The organism is Vicinamibacteria bacterium (assembly GCA_035570235.1).
Taxonomy (GTDB): Bacteria; Acidobacteriota; Vicinamibacteria; order Fen-336; family Fen-336; genus DATMML01.
Genome location: DATMML010000075.1, coordinates 13,543 through 31,844, shown reverse-complemented (window position 1 = coordinate 31,844; position 18,302 = coordinate 13,543). Strand labels below are relative to the sequence as shown.

The 18,302-nt window shown below is 69.3% G+C and carries 21 protein-coding genes; 7 read left to right on the top strand and 14 right to left on the bottom strand.

The window, feature by feature from the left end:
• Positions 1-230: 230 nt before the first annotated feature.
• A complete protein-coding gene (locus tag VN461_13780; GenBank protein HXB55853.1) occupies positions 231-704 on the top strand; it encodes a hypothetical protein in 474 nt (157 codons plus the stop codon).
• Positions 705-788: 84 nt separating this feature from the next.
• Here VN461_13780 and VN461_13775 read toward each other — a convergent pair whose 3' ends face one another.
• The 4 genes from VN461_13775 to VN461_13760 form a co-directional block, all read right to left on the bottom strand.
• Positions 789-2,099 (bottom strand): MFS transporter, encoded by a 1,311-nt coding sequence (locus tag VN461_13775; protein HXB55852.1) that lies wholly within the window; start codon positions 2,097-2,099, stop codon positions 789-791.
• Positions 2,096-3,703 carry a carboxyl transferase domain-containing protein gene (locus VN461_13770; protein ID HXB55851.1) on the bottom strand — a complete coding sequence of 536 codons (1,608 nt, stop codon included), beginning with the start codon at positions 3,701-3,703 and terminating at the stop codon, positions 2,096-2,098. The genes VN461_13775 and VN461_13770 overlap by 4 nt, the downstream gene beginning before the upstream one ends.
• A 179-nt stretch (positions 3,704-3,882) precedes the next feature.
• The gene (locus VN461_13765) at positions 3,883-4,380 is read right to left on the bottom strand and encodes a hypothetical protein (protein HXB55850.1); all 498 of its coding nucleotides are present in this window, start codon (positions 4,378-4,380) and stop codon (positions 3,883-3,885) included.
• A complete protein-coding gene (locus VN461_13760; GenBank protein ID HXB55849.1) occupies positions 4,377-5,717 on the bottom strand; it encodes a sulfatase-like hydrolase/transferase in 1,341 nt (446 codons plus the stop codon). Before VN461_13760 ends, VN461_13765 begins: the two co-directional genes overlap by 4 nt.
• Before the next feature lie 50 nt (positions 5,718-5,767).
• On the opposite strand from VN461_13760, the gene VN461_13755 reads away from it, so the two are divergent.
• Both VN461_13755 and VN461_13750 read left to right on the top strand, forming a co-directional pair.
• Positions 5,768-6,475 (top strand): HAD-IA family hydrolase, encoded by a 708-nt coding sequence (locus VN461_13755; GenBank protein ID HXB55848.1) that lies wholly within the window; start codon positions 5,768-5,770, stop codon positions 6,473-6,475.
• A 232-nt stretch (positions 6,476-6,707) separates the two neighbouring features.
• Complete coding sequence (locus VN461_13750; protein ID HXB55847.1) at positions 6,708-7,178, top strand: hypothetical protein; 471 nt, start codon at positions 6,708-6,710, stop codon at positions 7,176-7,178.
• 4 nt (positions 7,179-7,182) lie between these two features.
• Here VN461_13750 and VN461_13745 read toward each other — a convergent pair whose 3' ends face one another.
• Genes VN461_13745 through VN461_13725 form a run of 5 tightly spaced genes read right to left on the bottom strand, consistent with a single transcriptional unit; the run spans position 7,183 to position 11,089 of the window.
• Complete coding sequence (locus VN461_13745; protein ID HXB55846.1) at positions 7,183-7,950, bottom strand: ABC transporter permease; 768 nt, start codon at positions 7,948-7,950, stop codon at positions 7,183-7,185.
• Positions 7,951-8,008: 58 nt separating this feature from the next.
• Positions 8,009-8,980, bottom strand: a complete 972-nt coding sequence (locus VN461_13740) for an ABC transporter ATP-binding protein (protein ID HXB55845.1) — start codon at positions 8,978-8,980, stop codon at positions 8,009-8,011.
• A gap of 17 nt (positions 8,981-8,997) precedes the next feature.
• Positions 8,998-10,281 (bottom strand): imidazolonepropionase, encoded by a 1,284-nt coding sequence (hutI, locus tag VN461_13735; GenBank protein ID HXB55844.1) that lies wholly within the window; start codon positions 10,279-10,281, stop codon positions 8,998-9,000.
• Positions 10,278-10,553 carry a DUF167 domain-containing protein gene (locus VN461_13730; GenBank protein HXB55843.1) on the bottom strand — a complete coding sequence of 92 codons (276 nt, stop codon included), beginning with the start codon at positions 10,551-10,553 and terminating at the stop codon, positions 10,278-10,280. The genes hutI and VN461_13730 overlap by 4 nt, the downstream gene beginning before the upstream one ends.
• A 38-nt stretch (positions 10,554-10,591) precedes the next feature.
• The gene (locus VN461_13725; GenBank protein ID HXB55842.1) at positions 10,592-11,089 is read right to left on the bottom strand and encodes a DivIVA domain-containing protein; all 498 of its coding nucleotides are present in this window, start codon (positions 11,087-11,089) and stop codon (positions 10,592-10,594) included.
• Positions 11,090-11,165: 76 nt separating this feature from the next.
• Between VN461_13725 and VN461_13720 the strand changes: the two genes are divergently transcribed.
• A complete protein-coding gene (locus VN461_13720) occupies positions 11,166-11,903 on the top strand; it encodes a rhomboid family intramembrane serine protease (GenBank protein ID HXB55841.1) in 738 nt (245 codons plus the stop codon).
• 50 nt (positions 11,904-11,953) lie between these two features.
• On the opposite strand, the gene VN461_13715 is transcribed toward VN461_13720, so the two are convergent.
• Genes VN461_13715 through VN461_13695 form a run of 5 tightly spaced genes read right to left on the bottom strand, consistent with a single transcriptional unit; the run spans position 11,954 to position 15,431 of the window.
• Positions 11,954-12,649: a YggS family pyridoxal phosphate-dependent enzyme gene (locus VN461_13715; GenBank protein ID HXB55840.1), complete on the bottom strand. Its 696-nt coding sequence runs from the start codon at positions 12,647-12,649 to the stop codon at positions 11,954-11,956.
• Complete coding sequence (locus VN461_13710) at positions 12,646-13,602, bottom strand: tetratricopeptide repeat protein (protein HXB55839.1); 957 nt, start codon at positions 13,600-13,602, stop codon at positions 12,646-12,648. The genes VN461_13715 and VN461_13710 overlap by 4 nt, the downstream gene beginning before the upstream one ends.
• Positions 13,603-13,637: 35 nt before the next feature.
• Positions 13,638-14,318 carry a 7-cyano-7-deazaguanine synthase QueC gene (gene queC / locus VN461_13705; GenBank protein HXB55838.1) on the bottom strand — a complete coding sequence of 227 codons (681 nt, stop codon included), beginning with the start codon at positions 14,316-14,318 and terminating at the stop codon, positions 13,638-13,640.
• Complete coding sequence (locus VN461_13700; GenBank protein ID HXB55837.1) at positions 14,315-14,953, bottom strand: radical SAM protein; 639 nt, start codon at positions 14,951-14,953, stop codon at positions 14,315-14,317. Before VN461_13700 ends, queC begins: the two co-directional genes overlap by 4 nt.
• Positions 14,954-14,957: 4 nt before the next feature.
• A complete protein-coding gene (locus tag VN461_13695) occupies positions 14,958-15,431 on the bottom strand; it encodes a 6-carboxytetrahydropterin synthase (protein HXB55836.1) in 474 nt (157 codons plus the stop codon).
• Between VN461_13695 and VN461_13690 the strand changes: the two genes are divergently transcribed.
• The 3 genes from VN461_13690 to VN461_13680 all read left to right on the top strand — a co-directional run bounded on the left by VN461_13690 (position 15,430) and on the right by VN461_13680 (position 18,276).
• Positions 15,430-16,323 (top strand): DMT family transporter, encoded by an 894-nt coding sequence (locus VN461_13690; GenBank protein HXB55835.1) that lies wholly within the window; start codon positions 15,430-15,432, stop codon positions 16,321-16,323. The genes VN461_13695 and VN461_13690 overlap by 2 nt on opposite strands.
• Positions 16,324-16,418: 95 nt before the next feature.
• Positions 16,419-17,195, top strand: a complete 777-nt coding sequence (locus VN461_13685) for a haloacid dehalogenase-like hydrolase (protein ID HXB55834.1) — start codon at positions 16,419-16,421, stop codon at positions 17,193-17,195.
• Between the two features lie 94 nt (positions 17,196-17,289).
• On the top strand, positions 17,290-18,276 hold the full coding sequence (locus VN461_13680) for an SGNH/GDSL hydrolase family protein (GenBank protein ID HXB55833.1): 987 nt from the start codon (positions 17,290-17,292) through the stop codon (positions 18,274-18,276).
• Positions 18,277-18,302: the final 26 nt, after the last annotated feature.

Here is an 18,302-nt window from a genome sequence, read left to right as displayed (position 1 = left end):
ACGCGGAGATCGTGGTGATCCCGCAATTGCACGCGGCAGTGCTGGTCACGTGCAACGCGGGCGACGAACGGGCCCGGGCCGCGGCGAAGGAAGTGCTCGATGCGCTCGTCGAGGGGATCGGGGTGTCGAGCGAAGGCCATGACTCGGGCGCCACCGCGGGACCCCCACGATGATGAGGCTCTAGGCAACAAGAGGCCTGCGGCGTCATTGACGGGTCCACAGGAGGTCTCTTGCGCAGAATGTGGCGCGGCGCCAGTCTCCTTGCCACGGGCTTTGTTCTGGGAGCCGTCGTCATGTTTGGTTACCAGATGACGACGAAGGTGCGTCCGCTCCTACGCATGAGCCTAGAATTCGAGCGGCAAGCGCTAGAAGCTCGGTTCGAGATGGCATATCGTCAGGCGGACTACAGCACGGTTGAGTGCACCCATGAACCGCTAAATCTCATTGCATCTGCAATTCTGAAGGACGCAAGCGACGATGAGAAGCGGTTGGTACTCAGTAGTCTCGGACTCTCCTACGGCCGGCTGGCGAAAGCAGCAGAAAAAGCTGGGCGACTGGAAGACCGCGACAAGTTCTTGGGGGCCGCGCGCTTTACGCTCCATGAGACTGATCCCGGCTTCACGACCAATGAACAAGTCCAGGCGCTCGTCAGTCGCCAAGACAGCTCTTCGCCGTTCGGCTCCTGCGCCGGCGGCCAAAAGTGATTGCTCGCCGGCAAGGTCGGCCCCAACGCCTCATTGGTGCTGAAACAGCCCGCAATCTTTGATCAATGCGGTGGGCTTTGGTGCTCAGGGTATGTGCGCGGGCCCCGCGAGCTCGTAATCTCTGACGATGGGCGTGGCTAGCGCCACCGCTGCGGCCGCGAGTACGGTGGCCGCCCCTCCCGAGGCCACCGAGACCGTAACCCCCATCACCACGGAGGCGAAGAGCGAAGCCACCAGGCCGGCCTCCAGCTCGCCCAGTTGGGGGCCGCCGATGAAGAAGATCATGTTCACCGATGTCATGCGCCCGCGAAGCCCGTCCGGGGTGATGAGCTGACGGAGGGTCTGTCGGATCACGGTGGAGACGAGGTCGGCCAACCCGCTCACCGCGAGGGCGAGAAAGGTCAGGAGGAAGCTTCGGGAGAAGCCGAAGACCACGGTGCTGATGCCATAGGCGGCGATGGCGTAGAGCAGGACCCGTCCCTGCCGCCGGGGCAGGGGCCGGATCGACGTGTAGAGGGCGCCGAGGAGGGCGCCCACGGCGGGGGCGGCCACCAGCCATCCGTATCCCGCGGGCCCGACATGGAGGACCTGGTCCGCGAAGATGGGCAGGAGCGACAACGATCCCGCGAAGAAGGTCGCGAAGAAGTCGAGGCCCATGGTCCAGACCATGATCGGAGTGGTGAGGACGAAGCGCAGGCCCGCCCTCAGGGCTTGAAGGGGCCGCTCCAGGGCCCCCGTCGGCCCTTCCGTCTTGCCCGAGGTCTTCATGACCAGGAGAGCCGTCAGCACCCCCAGGAAAGAGAGCGCGTTCAGGGTGTAGATCTGGGCCAGGGAGGCGGTGTTCCCCGCGGCCGCCGCGGCGTGGTGAGGCCCAGGAACGAAGCGGGCCGCACTGCCCGCGATCAGCAGCCCGGCGAGGGCGGGTCCACCGATGAGGGCGGCGTGGAACATCGTGAGGTTCAAGGAGAGCGCCCCCGGAAGGTCCTCCCGGGGAACGAGGCGGGGGATGAGGGCCTGCCGGGCCGGGTTCTCGAAGGCGGAGGCTGCGGCCAGGAGCGCATTGAGGAGATAGAGGGTGGCTAGGGTCTCTTGGCCGGCGAAGGTGAGGGCGGCCAGGGCGGCCGAACCGACCGCCATCACCGCCTGCGCCGTGAACATGACCCACCGGCGGTCATGGCGGTCGGCCACCACCCCGCCCCAGAGGGAGAACACGATCACGGGCAGGACGCGGGTCAGACCCACCAGCCCCAAGGCCAGGGGCGAATGGGTCAGGAGGTAGACATGCCAGTGGAGGGCCACCGTCTGCATCTGGGTGCCGGTGAGGGAGACGAGCTGGGCCATCCAGAGCCAGCGGAAGTCCCGGTAGCGGAGGGCCCGGTAGGGGCGGGCGGTCACATCCTGAAGATCCCGAAGCGCGTCTCCGGGATGGGAGCGTTGAGGGCAGCCGAAATGCCCAGGCCCAGGACGGTGCGTGTGTCCGCGGGGTCAATGATCCCGTCGTCCCAGAGCCGGGCCGAGGAGTAGTAGGGGCTCCCCTCCTCCTCGTATTTGGCCAGGGTGGGAGCCTTCAAGGCCTCGAGCTCGGCCGCCGTCATTGGTTCGCCCCGCCGCTCCCTTTGCTCCTGTTTTACCTGGGCCAGCACAGACGCTGCCTGCTCCCCGCCCATCACCGAGATCCGGGCGTTGGGCCACATCCAGAGCTGCCGCGGCTGGTAGGCGCGCCCGCACATGCCGTAGTTTCCCGCCCCGAAGCTCCCTCCGATGATCACCGTGAACTTAGGCACGCTGGCGTTGGCGACCGCGTGAACCATCTTGGCCCCATCCTTGGCAATCCCCTTGTGCTCGTATTCCCGGCCCACCATGAAGCCGGTGACGTTCTGGAGGAAGATCAGCGGCATCCGGCGCAAACTGCACATCTGGATGAAGTGGGTGGCCTTGAGCGCGCTCTCCGAGAAGAGCACGCCGTTGTTGGCGAGGATCCCCACCGGGTAGCCCATGATGCGGGCGAAGCCGGTGACCAGGGTGGTGCCATAGAGGGCCTTGAACTCGCTGAATTCGCTTCCGTCCACGATGCGGGCGATCACCTCGTGGACGTCGTAGGCCAGGCGGAGATTGGGAGGGACGACCCCTCCCAGCTCCTGGGGGTCGCGGAGCGGGTCCTGGATCGCCTCCACCTCCCAGGGCAGCTCCTTCCGTGTGGTCAACCGCCCCACGATGTCGCGGGCCCACTCCAGGGCGTGCTCGTCGTCCCGGGCGTAGTGATCGGCCACCCCGCTCGTCCGGCAGTGGACGTCCGCGCCCCCCAGCTCCTCTGCGCTCACCTCCTCGCCGGTGGCCGCCTTCACCAGGGGCGGACCAGCCAGGAAGATCGTCCCCCGGCCCTTCACGATCACGGTCTCATCGCTCATGGCGGGCACGTAGGCGCCCCCCGCGGTGCAGGAGCCCAGGACCACGCTGATCTGGGGGATCCCTTGCGCGCTCATCTGAGCTTCGTTGTAGAAGATGCGGCCGAAGTGGTCCCGGTCCGGGAAGACTTCGGCCTGGAGGGGAAGGAAGGCCCCGCCCGAGTCGACCAGGTAGAGGCAGGGCAGCCGGTTCTCCTTCGCGATCTCCTGGGCCCTCAGGTGCTTCTTGACCGTGAGCGGGAAGTAGGTTCCCCCTTTGACCGTGGCGTCGTTGGCCACGACCATGACCTCGCGGCCGCGCACGCGCCCGATGCCGGTGACGATCCCCGCCGAAGGCGCGGCTCCCTCGTAGAGGCCGTGGGCGGCCAGGGCGGCGACCTCCAGGAAGGGAGTGCCGGGATCGAGCAGGCGCTCGATCCGCTCCCGCACCAGAAGCTTGCCCTGCTCGCGGTGGCGGCGCACGGCTTCCTCTCCGCCCCCCGCCCGGGCCGCGGCCAGGCGCTCCCTTAGATCCACCAGCAGGCGCTCCATGTGCGCGCGGTTCTCGCGGAAGGTGCTGCCGGCGGTGTCGATCAGGCTCTCGAGGGCGGGCACCGCTTTGCAGTATGCCACGGCCCCCACTGGCCGCGAAGGGCAGGCGCGCGGCCGGCCCCGGCCCGGAAGCGACTTCGCGGCCGGGAGCGCGGCGGGAGGTGGCCGTCTCGGCCCTCCTCATCCCGGGCGGCGACCGCGGCCGGGTCGACGGGGGGTCGGAAGCCCGATCGGGCGCGGGGCTATTCCGGAGGGAGGGCGAAGGTGTAGCCGACCGTCAGCGACGACCCCAGCACAATGGTGTTGCCCGCGCTCATGAGGTTGGCGTCGATGGTGGTGGTGGTGAAGGGCGGCGGGCAGGCGAGCACCCCGGCGCTCGCGAACGTGAGCAGCGCCCGCGTGGAGTCGAAAGTGACGGGCTGATTGGCGGCCACGTCCTGGCGGGGGGTCGCGAAAACGAATGCGCATTCCTTCCCCGTCGTGTCCAGGAAACGGGAACGGACAGTTGCATTGGGGACGGCCACGGAGGAAACCACCCGGAGGGAGAGGTTCAAAGGGCCGTCCCCGCACAAGTGGAAGGGACACTCGAGGGTGACCACGCCCCCCGAGCCGGGCGTGCTTCCCACGAACACGATCCCTTGCGGCGGCGCGGGTGCCGCGGGCGAAGAACCCGAGCCGCAGGAACCGACCAGGGGCAGGACCAGCGCCGCCGCCCCCAGAAGAGGCGCCCACCGCCTCATTTGCCGCGGGTGACTTCGAGGAAGTCCTCCGCCAGCCGATCTTTCATGCGCCGGGCCAGGTCGGGTTGGGCGGCCGAGAGGTCGTTCCTCTCTCCGGGATCGGCCTCGAGGTCGTAGAAGCCGGGGGTCAGCTGCCAGAACCCCGGTCCCAGGTACTTCCATTTGCCGGTGCGCAGGGCGACCGCGGCCTCACCCTCCCAGGAGAGGAGCTCGCGGCCCCCGTCCACCCCCGGCCCCGGGATCATCGTCACCTCTCCCGTGAGCACCTTGAAGATATCCTGCCCGTCGTAGTTTCGGTCCGTGGGCAGGGTGCCCCCGGCCAGGGCCAACACCGTCGGGAAGAGGTCCATGCTGACGGTGGGCTCCGTCACCACCTTGCCCGCGGGAAGGCGCCCCGGCCACCAGGCGATCGCGGGCTCGCGCAATCCCCCCTCCTGGGGAGAGCCCTTTCCGCCCGAGAACGGGCCCGCGGAGCCGCTCTCCGACCCTTCCTTCAGGTCCGGCCCGTTGTCGCTGAAGAAGAAGACGAACGTGTCCCGATCATGGCCCGTCTCGCGGAGGGCCCGGATCACCTCCCCCACCCCCCAGTCCAGCTCCGCCACCACGTCTCCCAGGATTCCCGCCGAGGAGGTGCCCGCGAAGCGGTAGGAGGCGTAGAGCGGCGTGTGGGGGGAGCGGTGGGCGAGGTAGAGGAAGAAGGGGCGATCCCGAACGGAGTGAATGAAGTCGACCGCCTCCACCGTGTAGCGCCAGGCCAGCTCCTCCAGGCCCACGCCATCGTTGGTGATCTGGTCCTGCCTCATGAAGTAGTTCGGGTCCTCGCCCGCGGGCATGCCGTAGTAGAAGTCGAAGCCGTGGTGGGTGGGCATGTCGTCGCGGTCCCAGCCCAGGTGCCATTTCCCCACCATGGAGGTGACGTACCCGCGAGCCTTTAGGGCCTCGGCGATCGTGATCTCCCCCGGATTCAGGCGCACGGGAGGGTTCCAGAAGATCCCCGTCCGCACCGGATAGCGCCCGGTCATGAGGGCGGCCCGCGAAGGGGCGCAGATTGCTGCGGGGACGTCGAAGCCGGTGAGGCGCACCCCCTCCGCGGCCATCTGATCCAGGTTGGGGGTCTTCAGCCGGGAGGGGCCGTTGGCACTCATGTCGCCGTAACCGAGGTCGTCGGCCAGGATGATGATTATGTTGGGGAGGCCGGCGGGTGAGGAGGGGAAGGTGGCCGGGGGCGTCGCCGCCTTGGGGCCCGACGAGGTGCCTCCGCAGGAGGCGAGCCAAAGGGCGACGAGCACGACGCGGCCCGCGGGCCCCCCGCTCCGCTCCGCGCGCGCCCAACGCATGGTCCGGCTCACGACGGTTTGGGCCACTCGGTCCGAAATCATAACATCTGATGATGGATTGGACGCACCCCCCCCTCGAGACCCTCTTCCTCGACGCGGGTGGAGTCCTTGTCTATCCCCACTGGGGCCGCGTGAGCGCGACCCTCGCCCGCGAGGGCGTGACGGTGGAGGCGGCGGCCCTGGCCGCCGCCGAGCCACGGGTCAAGCGCGCCCTGGACACCCGCGAGCGCATGCGGGCCACCACCGACGCCGCGCGCGTCTTCCCCTACCTCGAGCTCGTGCTCGAGGGCGCGGGCGTCGCCCGCTCTGCGGGGACCGACGCGGCCCTGGCCGAGCTTCGCGCGTACCACGATCGCCATAACCTCTGGGAGAGCGTTCCCAAGGACGCGATCCCCGCCCTCACCGCCGTCCGCGCCGCCGGTCTGCAGCTGGCCGTGGTCTCCAACGCAAACGGCACCCTGCGCGCTCTCCTGGAGCGCGTCCGCCTCGCGCCCTTCTTCCGCACCGTCCTCGACTCCCAGGAAGAAGGGGTGGAGAAGCCCGACCCCCGGATCTTCGAGATCGCCCTCGCCCGCAGCGGGGCCCGGCCCGAGGCGACCGTCCACGTGGGCGACTTCTACCACGTGGACGTGGAGGGCGCGCGGGCGGCGGGCCTGCGCGCGGTGCTCCTCGACTCCGCCGGCCTCTATTCCGATGTCGATTGCCCGCGCGTCTCCTCCCTCTCCGCCCTCGCCGAGGCCCTCACCCAACACCGCTGAGCAAGCCCGCGGGGTGTGTTCTCCGTCACAGTGCTCTCCGTCACAGGTCCCCCCATCGGGCTTTGACAAGGCGGCGTCTCTTGCCTAGGTTGAAGGGAGCATCGCGTCGCGCGGCGGCCGACAAGGCCGCTCAGGCCCGGCCCCTCATCGGTCAGGACCCGCGACCGAGAAGCTGAAGCAGCCCAAGCTTCCACGGCGGGCTTCGACTCAAGTTCCAGAAAGGCGGGAAAGCATGAGATTCACGCGCTCCTTATTTACGTTCCTGACCGCCTGGTTGTGCCTGGCCCCTTTGTCGGGGGTCGCTTTCGCGCACGACGATGAGGTCATGTTCGGGGTGCGGGGTGGCTACTACACCAAGGTGGAGAAGCCATTCCTGGGCGGCGAGCTCCTGGTTCGGGTGGCCCCCCACTTCTACTTCAACCCCAACGTCGAGTACGTGTTCGTGGACAACGGCAGTTACATCACCTTCAACGGTGATTTCCACTACGACTTCCCCACCCACAGCTCGACGTACGTCTGGCTGGGCGCGGGCGTGGCCTTCGTGCGCGTCCACCCGGACGGGGCGGGCACGAGCACGGACGTGGGTGCGGACCTCCTGGGGGGGATCGGCTTCCGCTCGGGTCGCGTCATTCCCTACGTCCAGGTCAAGGCCATCGTCAAGAATGACTCCCTGCTCTCGCTGGCCGTCGGCCTGAGGTTCTAGACCGCTAGAGGATGGTCCTCCGCTCGAAGGAGCGGGCGCCCAGGAAGGTGAAGAGAAGGACAAAGCCGAGGAGGCCGGTGAGGAGGATCGGGGGAGGCATGTGGGGAACGTCGGGCGTCACTCCCCACCGCATGGCCTCGCTCATGAACACGAGCGGGTTCAGGAGGAAGAGATACTGCAGGGGGCCCAAGGCGCCCAGGGCCGCCCAGGGGTAGTACGCGCAGCCGAAGAGCATCAGCGGCCCCAGCACGACCGCGAAGAGCAGGCCGCTGAACCGGGGCGGGACATGCGTGCCCAGGGTCAGGCCGAAGGCGGCGGAGAGGACGCCGCTCACCGCCGCCAAGGGGGCCAGCACGGCCCAGTGAGGGTGGACGTCTACCCCGCTCACCCGGTGCATGAGGACCATCATGGCGGGGAGGGCGGTGAGTCCGGCCACGCCTGCGTGGATGGCCCCCGCCAACACCTTCTCGATGGCCACCCCCAAGATGGTGATGGGGGCCAGGATCCGCTCGTCCACCTCCCGGCTCCCGGAAAGGTCGATGGTCAGGGGCAGGAGGACTCCCTGCACGCCCGCCATGAGCATGGTGATGGACATGAGCCCGGGCACGATGACGGTGCGGAATTCCTCTGCCACCAGGTGCAGCCGGGGCAGGATGTTGCCGAACACGAGCACGACCAAGATCGGCTGCGTGAGGGTGGCCACAAGCAGGGGAACCGCGTTGCGCGAGGCCACGTGCAGGTCGCGCCGAAGCAGGGCCAGGAAGGCGGTCATGGCTCGATCTCCTCTCTCCTGATGCGCGAAGACCCGGTTGCGGGCTGCCCTTCCCCGCTCACTCCCGCAGCTCCTTGCCGGTGAGATGGATGTAAACGTCCTCCAGGCTGGGAGAGGTGAGGCTCACATGGTGGAGGAGGCCGCCCGCGTCCCGAATGGCATGGAGGACACGGTCGAGAAGGCCGTCCCCGGGGTCCACGAAGAGCCGCAGCCGCTCCCCGCCATCTTGCCCGTCCTGGCCCACCGCCTCCACGCGGATCACGCCCGCGATGGTGGAGAGACGAGGGCCCAGGGGCGCGGCCGCGTCGACCCAGACGTCCAGGATCTGCCCGCCGGGGAGCCCCTTCTTGAGGGCGGCCGGGGTGTCGACGGTGAGGATCTGACCATGGTCGATGATGGCCAGGCGCTCGCAGAGACGATCCGCCTCCTCCATGTAGTGGGTGGTCAGGATGAGGGTCAGGCCCTTCTGGTGCAGCCCGCGCAGCGTCTCCCAGAGCATGCGCCGCGCTTGAGGGTCGAGGCCGGTCGTGGGTTCGTCGAGGAGGAGGACCCGGGGGTCGTGCATGAGGGCGCGGGCGATCATCACCCGCTGCTGCTGCCCCCCGGAGAGGGTGAGCGGCTTGGCACCCCCCTTGTCCTCGATCTGCATCTCCGCGAGAAGGCGGTCCGCCCGCGCCTCCCTCTCGGCCGCGGGCAGGCCGAAGTATCGCCCGTGGTAAGTCAGCACCTCGCGGACGGTCAAGTCGCGGTCTAGGTTGCGGGTCTGGGGCACGACCGCGATCCGGCGCTTCGCCTCGCGGGGAGCCGCGACCACGTCCACGCCATCGATGAGCACCCGGCCGGAGGTGGGCCGCACGAGGGTGTTGATGCAGCCGATGGTCGTGCTCTTGCCCGCGCCGTTGGGCCCCAGCAGGCCGAAGAACTCTCCCGCCTCCACCCCGAACGAGATCCCGCGCACCGCTTCCACGGGCGGGCTCTTCCGTCGCCCGGGGTACGTCTTGACCAGGTCCTGGACGAAGACCCGAGGCATGGTTCGTGTCTCCCGGGTCAAGGCGGTCCCAGGGGGAGGCGCCGCCCGTCCCGCACCACCAACCGCCCGTTCTTGACCACGGCCCGGATGGCGGAGACCCCCACCCGGATGAGGTCGAGCAGGCGCGCCGAGCGCAACAGGACGAGGTCGGCCCGCTTCCCCACCTCGAGGCTCCCGACGTCGGCGGCCAGCCCAAGGGAGTAGGCGGCGTTCACGGTGGCGGCGGACAGAGCCTCCTCGAGGGCCAGGCCCATCGAGAAGCAGGCCACGGCCATGGCGAAGGGGAGGGCGGGCGACAAGCCCCCTCCGGGGTTGACGTCGCTGGCCAGGGCGAGGGGGGCACCGGCCTCCACCAACGCGCGGGCGGGGGCGAAGCGGCCGAGGCGAAGATAGAAAGCGGCGGAGGGAAGGACGGTCGCTACGCAGGAGGCCTCGGCCAGGGCCCTCATCCCCGCCTCGGAGACGAAGATCAGATGGTCGGCGGAGCGCGCCCCGAGCTCGGCCGCGAGCTCCGCCCCTCCCGTCCAGGTGAGCTCGTCGGCGTGGAGGCGCAAGCCCAGGCCGGCCCTCCGGCCCGCCTCCAGCACGCGTCGGCTCTCCGCCACCGTGAAGACCCCCTCCTCGCAAAAGACGTCGCAGAAGGCGGCCAGGCCGTGTTGCCCTACGGCGGGGATCATCTCCTGGACGAGGAGGTCCAGATAGCGCTCCCGAGCGCCGCGGTGCTCCATCGGCACCTCGTGGGCCCCGAGGAACGTGGGCACCACCGTGACCGGGTGCCGCGCGGCCGCGGCCCGGATGGCCTCGAGCGAACGGATCTCCGCTGCGGTCTCCAGGCCGTATCCGCTCTTCACCTCCGCGGTGGTGGTGCCGCAGAGGAGCATCTCGTCCAGGCGCGCCTCGATGGCGTCGGCCAGTTCCTCGCGGGAGGCAGACCGGGTGGCGCGGACGGTCTGCAGGATGCCGCCTCCGGAGGCCGCGATCTCCTGGTAGCTGGCCCCGGCCAGGCGCCGGCGGATCTCTTCGTCGCGGTCCCCGGCAAAGGCCAAATGGGTGTGGGGGTCCACGAGCCCGGGGATCACGGCCCCCCCTTCGGCATCGACGAGGGTGGCGCCCTGGGCGGGCGACACCTCGGAGGAGAGGGCGCGGTCGGCGCCCACCCAGACGATGCGGCCGCCGGCCGCGGCTAGGGCGGCCTCCCCCCGCGGGCCGATGTCCCTCAAGGCCGGGCCCCGACGCGGGACCGGCCCCGCCAGGGTGGCGAGGAGACCGATGTTGCGAACGATGAGATCGGCGCTGGTCACGCCCGCGCGTCCCCCAGGACCGAGCACAGGCGGGCCCGGACCGCCTCCGGGGTCAGGCCCCGGACGGAGAGGACCTTCTCACGTCCGGCGGCCCCCCGGAGGATCCGGATGGCCGAGGGTGCCACCCCCAGCTCCCGGCCCAGCAGGCGCAGAAGCTCTTCGTTGGCGGCACCCTCCAGGGGAGGCGCGGACACCCGCACCAGGAGGGCACCCGCGCGCGCACCGGCCACCCCCGGCCGGGAGGCCCGCGGCTGGACCCGCACCCTGAGCATCACCGCCCCCTCCACCTGGCGGAGATCCAGAGCCGCGGCTACTGGGCCTCCTCGCGGCGCTTGAGGAAGCGGAGGTTGTCCTCCAGCTCGGCCTCCTCCTGGAGGTCGAGGAGGTGGGTGAGCCGCGTGATGAGGGCCCGGATGTCGGTGCGGAGGGAGCTCCGCTGGCCCCGCAAGTCCAGGATTCCCCGCTCGACCTCGTGGGCCCGGTCCTGGGCCAGCTCCAGAAGTCGGTCCGCCTGCAACTCCGCTTCGTGCACCACGCTCTCCGATTGCTTGCGCGCGTTGTCGCGAATCTCCTCGGAGACCCTCTGCGCGGTGAGGAGGGTGTTCTTGAGGATGACCTCACGCTCACGGTGCTCGTCCATGAGCCCGTGCAGTTGCTGGACCTGCTGCTCGAAGGTGTCCCGGTCGCGCTGCAGCGCCGCCACTTCCTCCGCCACCAGGCTCAGGTAGGTGCGGACCTCCTCGCGGTCGAACCCCCGGAGCTTGCGGGCGAAGGTCTGCCGCTGGATGTCCATGGGCGAGATCTTCATGGCCTTAGGGTCGCACGGCGGCGGGGGTCTGCTCAAGGGTTCTTTTGCGGGGGCGGTTCCCGGGTAGTATTACAAGATGCGGTCGGTACGGGCCTTGAGCGGAAACTTCTATGTCCTGGGGGGCCGGGTGCCGGTGGTGGTCGCCCTGCTCATCGGCCTCACCTTTGGCGGCTCCATCCTGGGCGCGGTGAGCCTGCGCAACGGCCTGCCCCTGCTGGAGACGGCCGTGCTCTTCCCGGAGCGGGTGTTCGCGGGAGAGGTCTGGCGGCTCCTGAGCTGGGTCTTTTTCGAGACCGACCCCCTGTCCCTCATCTTTGCCTGCTTGGGCCTCTGGTGGTTTGGCCGCGACCTGACGGGGGCCTGGGGGCCGGTCCGCTTCCTGGCCGTGTACCTGGGGCTGGCCGTGGCCACCGGGGGCGCCACCTGCCTTGTGGCCAAGCTGCTCTCTCCGGGCCTGACCGGCGTCGTCGCGGTTGGTCCCTGGGCTCTAGTGACGGCCCTGATCATCGCCTGGGCCGTACTCCACCCAAATCAAGACGTGCTCGTTTACTTCGTGCTGCCCCTCCGCGGCCGGACCCTGATCTATGCCACGGTCGGCGGGACGGTACTCTTCGCGCTCTTCTATGGAGTGAACCGCTATCTGCCCCATTTCATCGCCCAGGGGCTGATGCTCGTGTACATCCGCCAGTCGCTCCGTCGGCTCTGGTTGAAGTTTCGCCTCGCGTTGCAGCAGCGCTCCTCGCGGCGCCGCTCCTCGTACATCCGGCCCGTGGACCGCTCGGACCGCAGCGAGCCCCCCCGCTGGCTGCACTAGCCGCCCGCCGGACCGGAGAGCGGCTTGTTCGTCTCCGTTAGTCCAACCGCTCAGGCTGGCTTTCGCTCCCCGAAAAGCTCCGTGCCCACGCGCACGAGCGTGGCCCCTTCCTCGATGGCCACCTCGAAGTCGTGGCTCATGCCCATGGAGAGGTCCGTGCCGGAGAGGAGCGACTGGGCGCGGGCCCGGTCCCTGAGCTCGCGCAGCCGGCGGAAGTAGGGGCGGGTCCGCTCCGGGTCCTCCGAAAAGGGGGGGAGGACCATGAGGCCCTCGATGCGCAGGGAGGGCAGGCCCCGCAGAGCCTCGAGGGTGGGCAGGAGAGCGGCCTCCGGAAGGCCGCTCTTCGTCCCCTCGCCCGCCAGGTCCACTTGCACCAGGGTGCGTACGACGCGAGCTTCGTCGCTCCCGATGCGGTCCAGACGCCGCCCGAGCTCGGCGTCGTCCAGGGAGTGCACGAGGTCGAAGAGGGGAACCGCCTTGCGGGCCTTGTTGGACTGGAGATGGCCCACCAAGTGCCAGCGGATCCCCGCCGTACGCAGCTCGGCCAAGGCCTGGACTTTCTCCTCCGCCTCTTGGACCCGGTTCTCTCCGAAATCGCGGAGCCCGGCCGCGAAGGCCTCGCGCACGACTTCCGGGGGATGGGTCTTGGTGACGGCCACGAGCACGACGTCGTCGGGAGAGCGGCCCGCGCGCGCGGCCGCCCGGTGGATGCGCTCCCGGACGGCGGCGACGCGGTCGGCGATCACTTCTTGCTGGGCTTGAGGGCGCCGAGCAAGCCTTTGGCGGTGGCCACGAACTGCTCGTTCTGCGGATTCATGGAGAGATATTTCTCGAGGTTGGCGACCGCCTCCGCCACTTTGTTCTGGGTCACGGCCAGGGTCCCGAGATAGTAGTAGACCTCGGGCAGCGAGGGGTCGAGCTGGCCGGCCTTCTGGAAAGCGGCGCCGGCCTCGTCGTACTTTCCGGAGTTGAAGGCAGCCTCACCCAGGCCGAATTGGAGCTTGGCGTCGCCGGGGTTGTCGGCGGCGATCTTCGTCATCAGCTCCACCGCCTTCGCCAGCTGACCGCTGTTCTGATAGGTGTTCGAGAGCTCGAGGTAGGCCGCGGGGTACCCCGGCCGGAGTTCGATGGCCTTCAAGAACGCGGCCTCCGCGGCGGGCACGTCCTTCTTACGGCGATAGAGAAGGCCCAAGTTGTATTGCACCTCGGGAATCGAGGGGTCTTTGGCCAGGAGCTCCTTGTAAGCGGCTTCGGCCTCATCGTATTGGCCGGCCCGAGCCAGCTCCACCGCTTTCTTGAAGGAGGCCCCCACGTCGTCCTGCCCGCCTCCCGACGCCGCCTTCTGGGCCTGGGACTGTGCCGCGGACAGCGCCTTCAGCTTGAAATCCGGGACCTGGGTGGGATCGCCCAGGTTGATCTTCAACTCGATGAAAGAGCCCTGGTAGCCCTCCTTGTTCACCGTGACCTTGTAGGTTCCGGGGGGCATGCCGACCTGGATGAACTCGCCCTTCTTGTTCGTCTTGGTCTCGTACTTGCGGGTCAACCCGCCCGTGAATTCGATTTCGACCTTGGCCTCGACGATTGGCTGCCCCTGGTCGTTCGCAACCCGACCGCGGGCACTCCCCGTCTGGGCGCGGGCCGGGGTACCCAGGAGAGCAAAACAAAGCAGGAGCCCACACGCCTCGAGAATGCGCTTCATCACCGGACCTCCATGGAAGTTGCCGCCAAAGTGTCTCACGCCGGGGCGGGGGTGCGGTAGGGGATGGGGTCGACCGCCCCCGCCGCCGCGAAGCCCCGCCGCCGCAGGATGCAGGACTCGCAGGTCCCGCAAGCCGCGTCCTCGGCCTGGTAGCAGGACCAGGTTTTCTCGAAGGGGACGGCCAGGGCCAGCCCCCGGCTGACGATCTCAGCCTTGGAGAGGGAGATCACGGGGGTGACGATGCGGATCTCGGTCTCGGGCCGGGTCCCCAGGCGGATGGCCTCCGCGAAGGCGCGGTAGAACGCCGGCCGGCAGTCGGGATAGCCGGAGGAATCCTCCCACACCGCCCCCACGAAGATGGCCCCCGCCCCCAGCACCTCGGCCCAGGAGGTCGCGGCGGCCAGGAGATGGGCATTCCGGAAGGGGACGTAGGAGGTGGGGATCGTCCCGGCCACCGGGGACCCCTCGCGCACGGGAATCGCGCGGTCGGTCAGGCTGCTCCCCCCGATGGCGCGCAGGTCCTGGAAGTCCACGACCAAGCGTCCCTCCGCCCGGAAATGGTCGGCCAGCTGGTGGAAGCAGAGGAGTTCCTTCCCCTCCGTGCGCTGGCCATAGTTGCCGTGCAGGAAAGCGAGCCGGTGGTCCCGGGCCGCGATGGCCGCGGTCAGGGCGGAGTCCATCCCCCCGCTCACGCAGACCACGGCCAGGGAGCTCAAACGCCCCTCTCCACCCCCGGCCAGAGGTACTTGTGGAGCTGTACCTGCAGGCGCACGGGGAGGCCGTCGGCGAGGATCCACCGCCCCAGCTCCCCCGGGTCCACGATGCCGTGGACGGGCGAGAAGAGAACGACGCAGCGGCCAGCGAGCCGTCGCTGCTGCACGAGGTCGCGGGACCACTCGTAGTCGCTGCGCCCGTTGATCACGAACTTCACCTCGTCCTTCGGCTTCAGGAGGTCCAGGTTCCGCCATTCCATCCGGTGGACTTCGCCCGAGCCCGGCGTCTTGACGTCCATGATGGCCACCGCCCGCGCGTCCAGGGCGTCGAGGGGCACGTGGCCCGAGGTCTCGATGAGGACCTCCCAGCCCTCGTCGAGGAGGCGGGTCACGAACGGGAAGGCGGGGGGCTGGGAGAGCGGCTCCCCCCCCGTGAGGGTCAGGAGGCGGCAGGGGTGCTGCGCAATCTCCCGCAGCAGATCGTCCTCCGACCGCCGGGTGCCCTCGTGGAACGCGTAGGCGGTGTCGCACCACACGCAGCGGAGCGGGCAGCCGGTGAGGCGCACGAACACAGAGGGTCTTCCCGTGCGGGTTCCCTCGCCCTGGATCGAGAAGAACACCTCGTTGACGGTCAGCATCCGTTCATTCGTAATAGGTGGCGCTGCAGCCGGGGGCCTCCCAGACCCGCACGCGGCGCAGTTGCTTCCCTTCCGGCCCCAGCCCCTGCCTCACCTCCTGGAAGAAGTAGCGGGCCACGGCCTCCGCGGACGGGCTTTGCCCGGCGAAGGCGGGATGAGCGTTGATGTCCTTGTAGTGGAAGCGGGCCGCCACCTCACCCACCGCCCGCTTCAGGTGCTCGAAGTCCACCACCACCCCGATCCCATCCAGGCGCTCTCCGGCCGCCACCGCCTCGACCCGCCAGTCGTGGCCGTGCACGGGCTCGATAGGCCGTCCGCCCTCCGTGAGCACGTGGGTGGCGCAGAACGTCGTCTCGTAAGCGACTTCGAACAAGGGCGTCTCCGTCTTCAGTGACCAGGGAAGGCCGCGCACCCCCAAGATGACGCCTTCGGGGGCAGGTTGCAACCCGCCCGCGGGAGGCGGGCGTGCGCGTATCATGGCCCTCCGCATGCCCTTCCGCCCTCCGGTCCAGGACCTAAGGCGAGGTGCCCTTTTCATGGTGGGCTCGGCGGCGTCCTTTGCGGCCATGGGCGCGGCCATCAAGGTCGCGTCCCACGAGCTCTCCATCGCCACCGTCGTCTTCTTCCGCAACGCGGTGGGCCTGGCCGTCCTCCTCCCCTGGCTGCTCCCCCAGGGGCCGGCCGGCCTCGCGACCCGCGACCTGCGCGGCCATCTCGGGCGGGGCCTGGCCGGCCTGGGGTCGATGTACTTCTTCTTCTACGCCATCGCCCGCCTCCGGCTCGCCGACGCCGTATTGCTGTACCAATCCACGCCCCTCTTCCTGCCCCTGGTGGAGAGACTCTGGCTGGGAGAGCCCATCCCGCGGCGCCTCGCGGGGGTACTGGCGGTCGGATTCCTGGGAATCCTGCTCATCCTGCGACCCGGCTCGGACGTTTTTTCCCCCGCCGCCCTGGCGGGCCTTGCTTCCGCCCTCCTGGCCGCGGTGGCCCAGGTAGGCGTACGTCGGCTGACGCGAACCGAACCCGCCCCCCGCATCGTCTTTTACTTCGGCCTCATCGGCAGCTTGGTCGCGGCGGTGCCCGCGGCCGTGGCCTGGACGACACCCCGCCAAGGCCTCTGGAGCATCCTTCTTGTCATCGGCGTCTTCGCCACCGCCGGCCAGCTCGCCCTGACCCGCGCCTATGCCCACGCCCCCGCTGCCCAGGTGGGCCCGTTCCTCTACGCCGGCCCCGTCATCGCGGGGGTCCTCGACTGGTGGCTCTGGGGCACCCTCCCTGACCGCTTGTTCGTGGCGGGCGCGCTCATCGTGGTCACGGCCGCGGTCCTGGCCCTGCGCGGTGGGAACGGGTCGGGAGAGACGGCCCCCTGAAGGGCAAGAGCCAGCGAAAATCTCGATGGGCCAGTCCCGGAAAATGAATGGCACCCCGGGGCCACCGCCTCCGTATCTCTTCCTGGAGGACGGCCATGACGAAGAACTACGTGCTCGCCAGCGACTTCGACCAGACCCTGAGCTTCAACGACTCCGGCCACGTCCTGAGCGAGATCCTGGGCACCGCCGGATTCGCAGAAAAGGTTGCGGGATTGTCCCGCGTCAACTTGGTTCAGCAGGGAGGCGAGCTCGCCTACCTGGTCCTGCATGACCCCGAGTACCGGCGCGTCCGGCGCGAGCATCTCTTTGAGGTAGGCCGCCGCATCCGGCTCAAGCGGAACATCGACCGCCTGATCCCCATCTTGGAGGACGGGATGGAGGGGCACCGCTTCTCCTTCTACGTGGTGTCCGCAGCCCCCGAGGAGGTGATCCAGTCCGCGCTCGAGGGTCTGGTCCCTCCCGACCACATCTTCGGCACGCGCTTCCGCTACGACGCGGGCTCGGGAGAGGTGGAATCGATCGTGCGGGTGCCGGCCGGCTACGGAAAGGTGGCGGTCCTCGACGAGTTGCAGGCGAACCTGCAGGTCGGGTCCGACCGTGTCGTGTACGTGGGGGACGGCAGCTCCGACGTCCACGTCATGCTGCACGTGAACCGCCGGGACGGGCTCACGATCGCGGTCTCGGCGGCCAAGTACATCACCCCCATTGCCCGGCGCACCATCCTCAGCGACGACGCGCTCAGCGTGCTCGTGCCCATCCTGGAGGAGATCCTGGGCTTGCCCCCGGCCGGGGTGCGTTCCTTCTTCGAATCGCAGGGTCTCGCCATCCAGGAGTGGGACAAGGTGCGCACGGACTGGGTGACCATCCAGTAATCGGTCTCCCCGGGCGGCTGCCCGGGCCACGAGCGGAAGTCGCTCCCCTGACCCGCCAGGGACACGACCCGGACGCCTGGCATATCATGCGCCCGTGTTCCTGGGCCCGCGGCGCGGTGAGGTCGCACTTCTCGCAGCGAGCGTGGCCGGCTTCCTGGTCCTCGGAGAGGGGGGGGCCCGGCTCCTGGGGCTCGGTGACCCCTCTCCGACGGGCTATGCCCCCGTCATCACGCCGGTCACCGCGCCCACCCCCCTCAACTCACGTGGCTACCGCGACCACGAGCGCCTCTTGGCGAAGCCCCCCCGGACGCGACGGGTCGTCTGCCTGGGCGATTCTTTCGCCTGGGGATCGGGCGTCCATTTCGACGACGCCCTTCCCCAGCGGCTGGAGCGGAGCCTGAACGAGCAGCGGCGGGGAGCGGTCTGGGAGGTCGTGAACCTCGCCCGACCCGGCATGAACACCGTCGACGAGGCGCCCCAGCTCGTGAGCGAAGGGCTGGCCTACGACCCCGACATCGTGGTCCTGGCCTACTGCCTCAACGACAGCGAGGACGCGAGGGAGCGGGACGCTCGGGCGAAAGCGCAGGCGGAGCGGCGGCTGGCCCGGAAGAGAGAAGGAGGGCCGCGCCCGCCCCCCTTCTTCGATCGCTTCGCCCTCTACCGCTTCCTCCACCGGAGGCTTTCGGCCACGGCCGAGAACCGACGACGGATTGAGGGCTACAAGGCCGGCTACGCGGCAGACGCCCCCGGCTGGGTGGCGGGACAGGAGGCCCTGCGGGACATGGCGCGCCGGTGCCGCGATCGGCAGGTCCCGTTCGTGGTCACGATCTTCCCGCTCTTCGCCAATCCGCTGGACGAACGATACCCATTCACGGAGATCCATGCCAAAGTGGCCGCGGCTTCAAGCGCGGCCGGGGCCATGGTCGTGGACCTCTTGCCCGCCTACCGCGGCCTGCGCTGGGAGCTCCTGGTCGTGAACGGGCCCCTCGACGAACATCCGAACGAGATCGCGCACCGCATCGCGGCCGACACCCTGATCGAGGCTCTCGACGAGAAGCTGGACGCCCTCGAGTCCTCGTGACGGGCGTCCCAAGGTCGAGGCCGGCG

Excerpts from the sequence above, each read along its gene's own strand:
- VN461_13755 (HXB55848.1), top strand. The coding sequence starts at position 5,768 with ATGATGGATTGGACGCACCCCCCCCTCGAGACCCTCTTCCTCGACGCG.
- VN461_13740 (HXB55845.1), bottom strand. The coding sequence starts at position 8,980 with ATGCCTCGGGTCTTCGTCCAGGACCTGGTCAAGACGTACCCCGGGCGA.
- VN461_13685 (HXB55834.1), top strand. The coding sequence starts at position 16,419 with ATGACGAAGAACTACGTGCTCGCCAGCGACTTCGACCAGACCCTGAGC.
- VN461_13725 (HXB55842.1), bottom strand. The coding sequence starts at position 11,089 with ATGAAGATCTCGCCCATGGACATCCAGCGGCAGACCTTCGCCCGCAAG.
- VN461_13745 (HXB55846.1), bottom strand. The coding sequence starts at position 7,950 with ATGACCGCCTTCCTGGCCCTGCTTCGGCGCGACCTGCACGTGGCCTCG.
- VN461_13765 (HXB55850.1), bottom strand. The coding sequence starts at position 4,380 with ATGAGGCGGTGGGCGCCTCTTCTGGGGGCGGCGGCGCTGGTCCTGCCC.
- VN461_13750 (HXB55847.1), top strand. The coding sequence starts at position 6,708 with ATGAGATTCACGCGCTCCTTATTTACGTTCCTGACCGCCTGGTTGTGC.
- VN461_13700 (HXB55837.1), bottom strand. The coding sequence starts at position 14,953 with ATGCTGACCGTCAACGAGGTGTTCTTCTCGATCCAGGGCGAGGGAACC.
- VN461_13760 (HXB55849.1), bottom strand. The coding sequence starts at position 5,717 with ATGCGTTGGGCGCGCGCGGAGCGGAGCGGGGGGCCCGCGGGCCGCGTC.
- VN461_13720 (HXB55841.1), top strand. The coding sequence starts at position 11,166 with ATGCGGTCGGTACGGGCCTTGAGCGGAAACTTCTATGTCCTGGGGGGC.
- VN461_13690 (HXB55835.1), top strand. The coding sequence starts at position 15,430 with ATGGCCCTCCGCATGCCCTTCCGCCCTCCGGTCCAGGACCTAAGGCGA.
- VN461_13695 (HXB55836.1), bottom strand. The coding sequence starts at position 15,431 with ATGATACGCGCACGCCCGCCTCCCGCGGGCGGGTTGCAACCTGCCCCC.
- VN461_13710 (HXB55839.1), bottom strand. The coding sequence starts at position 13,602 with ATGAAGCGCATTCTCGAGGCGTGTGGGCTCCTGCTTTGTTTTGCTCTC.
- VN461_13730 (HXB55843.1), bottom strand. The coding sequence starts at position 10,553 with ATGCTCAGGGTGCGGGTCCAGCCGCGGGCCTCCCGGCCGGGGGTGGCC.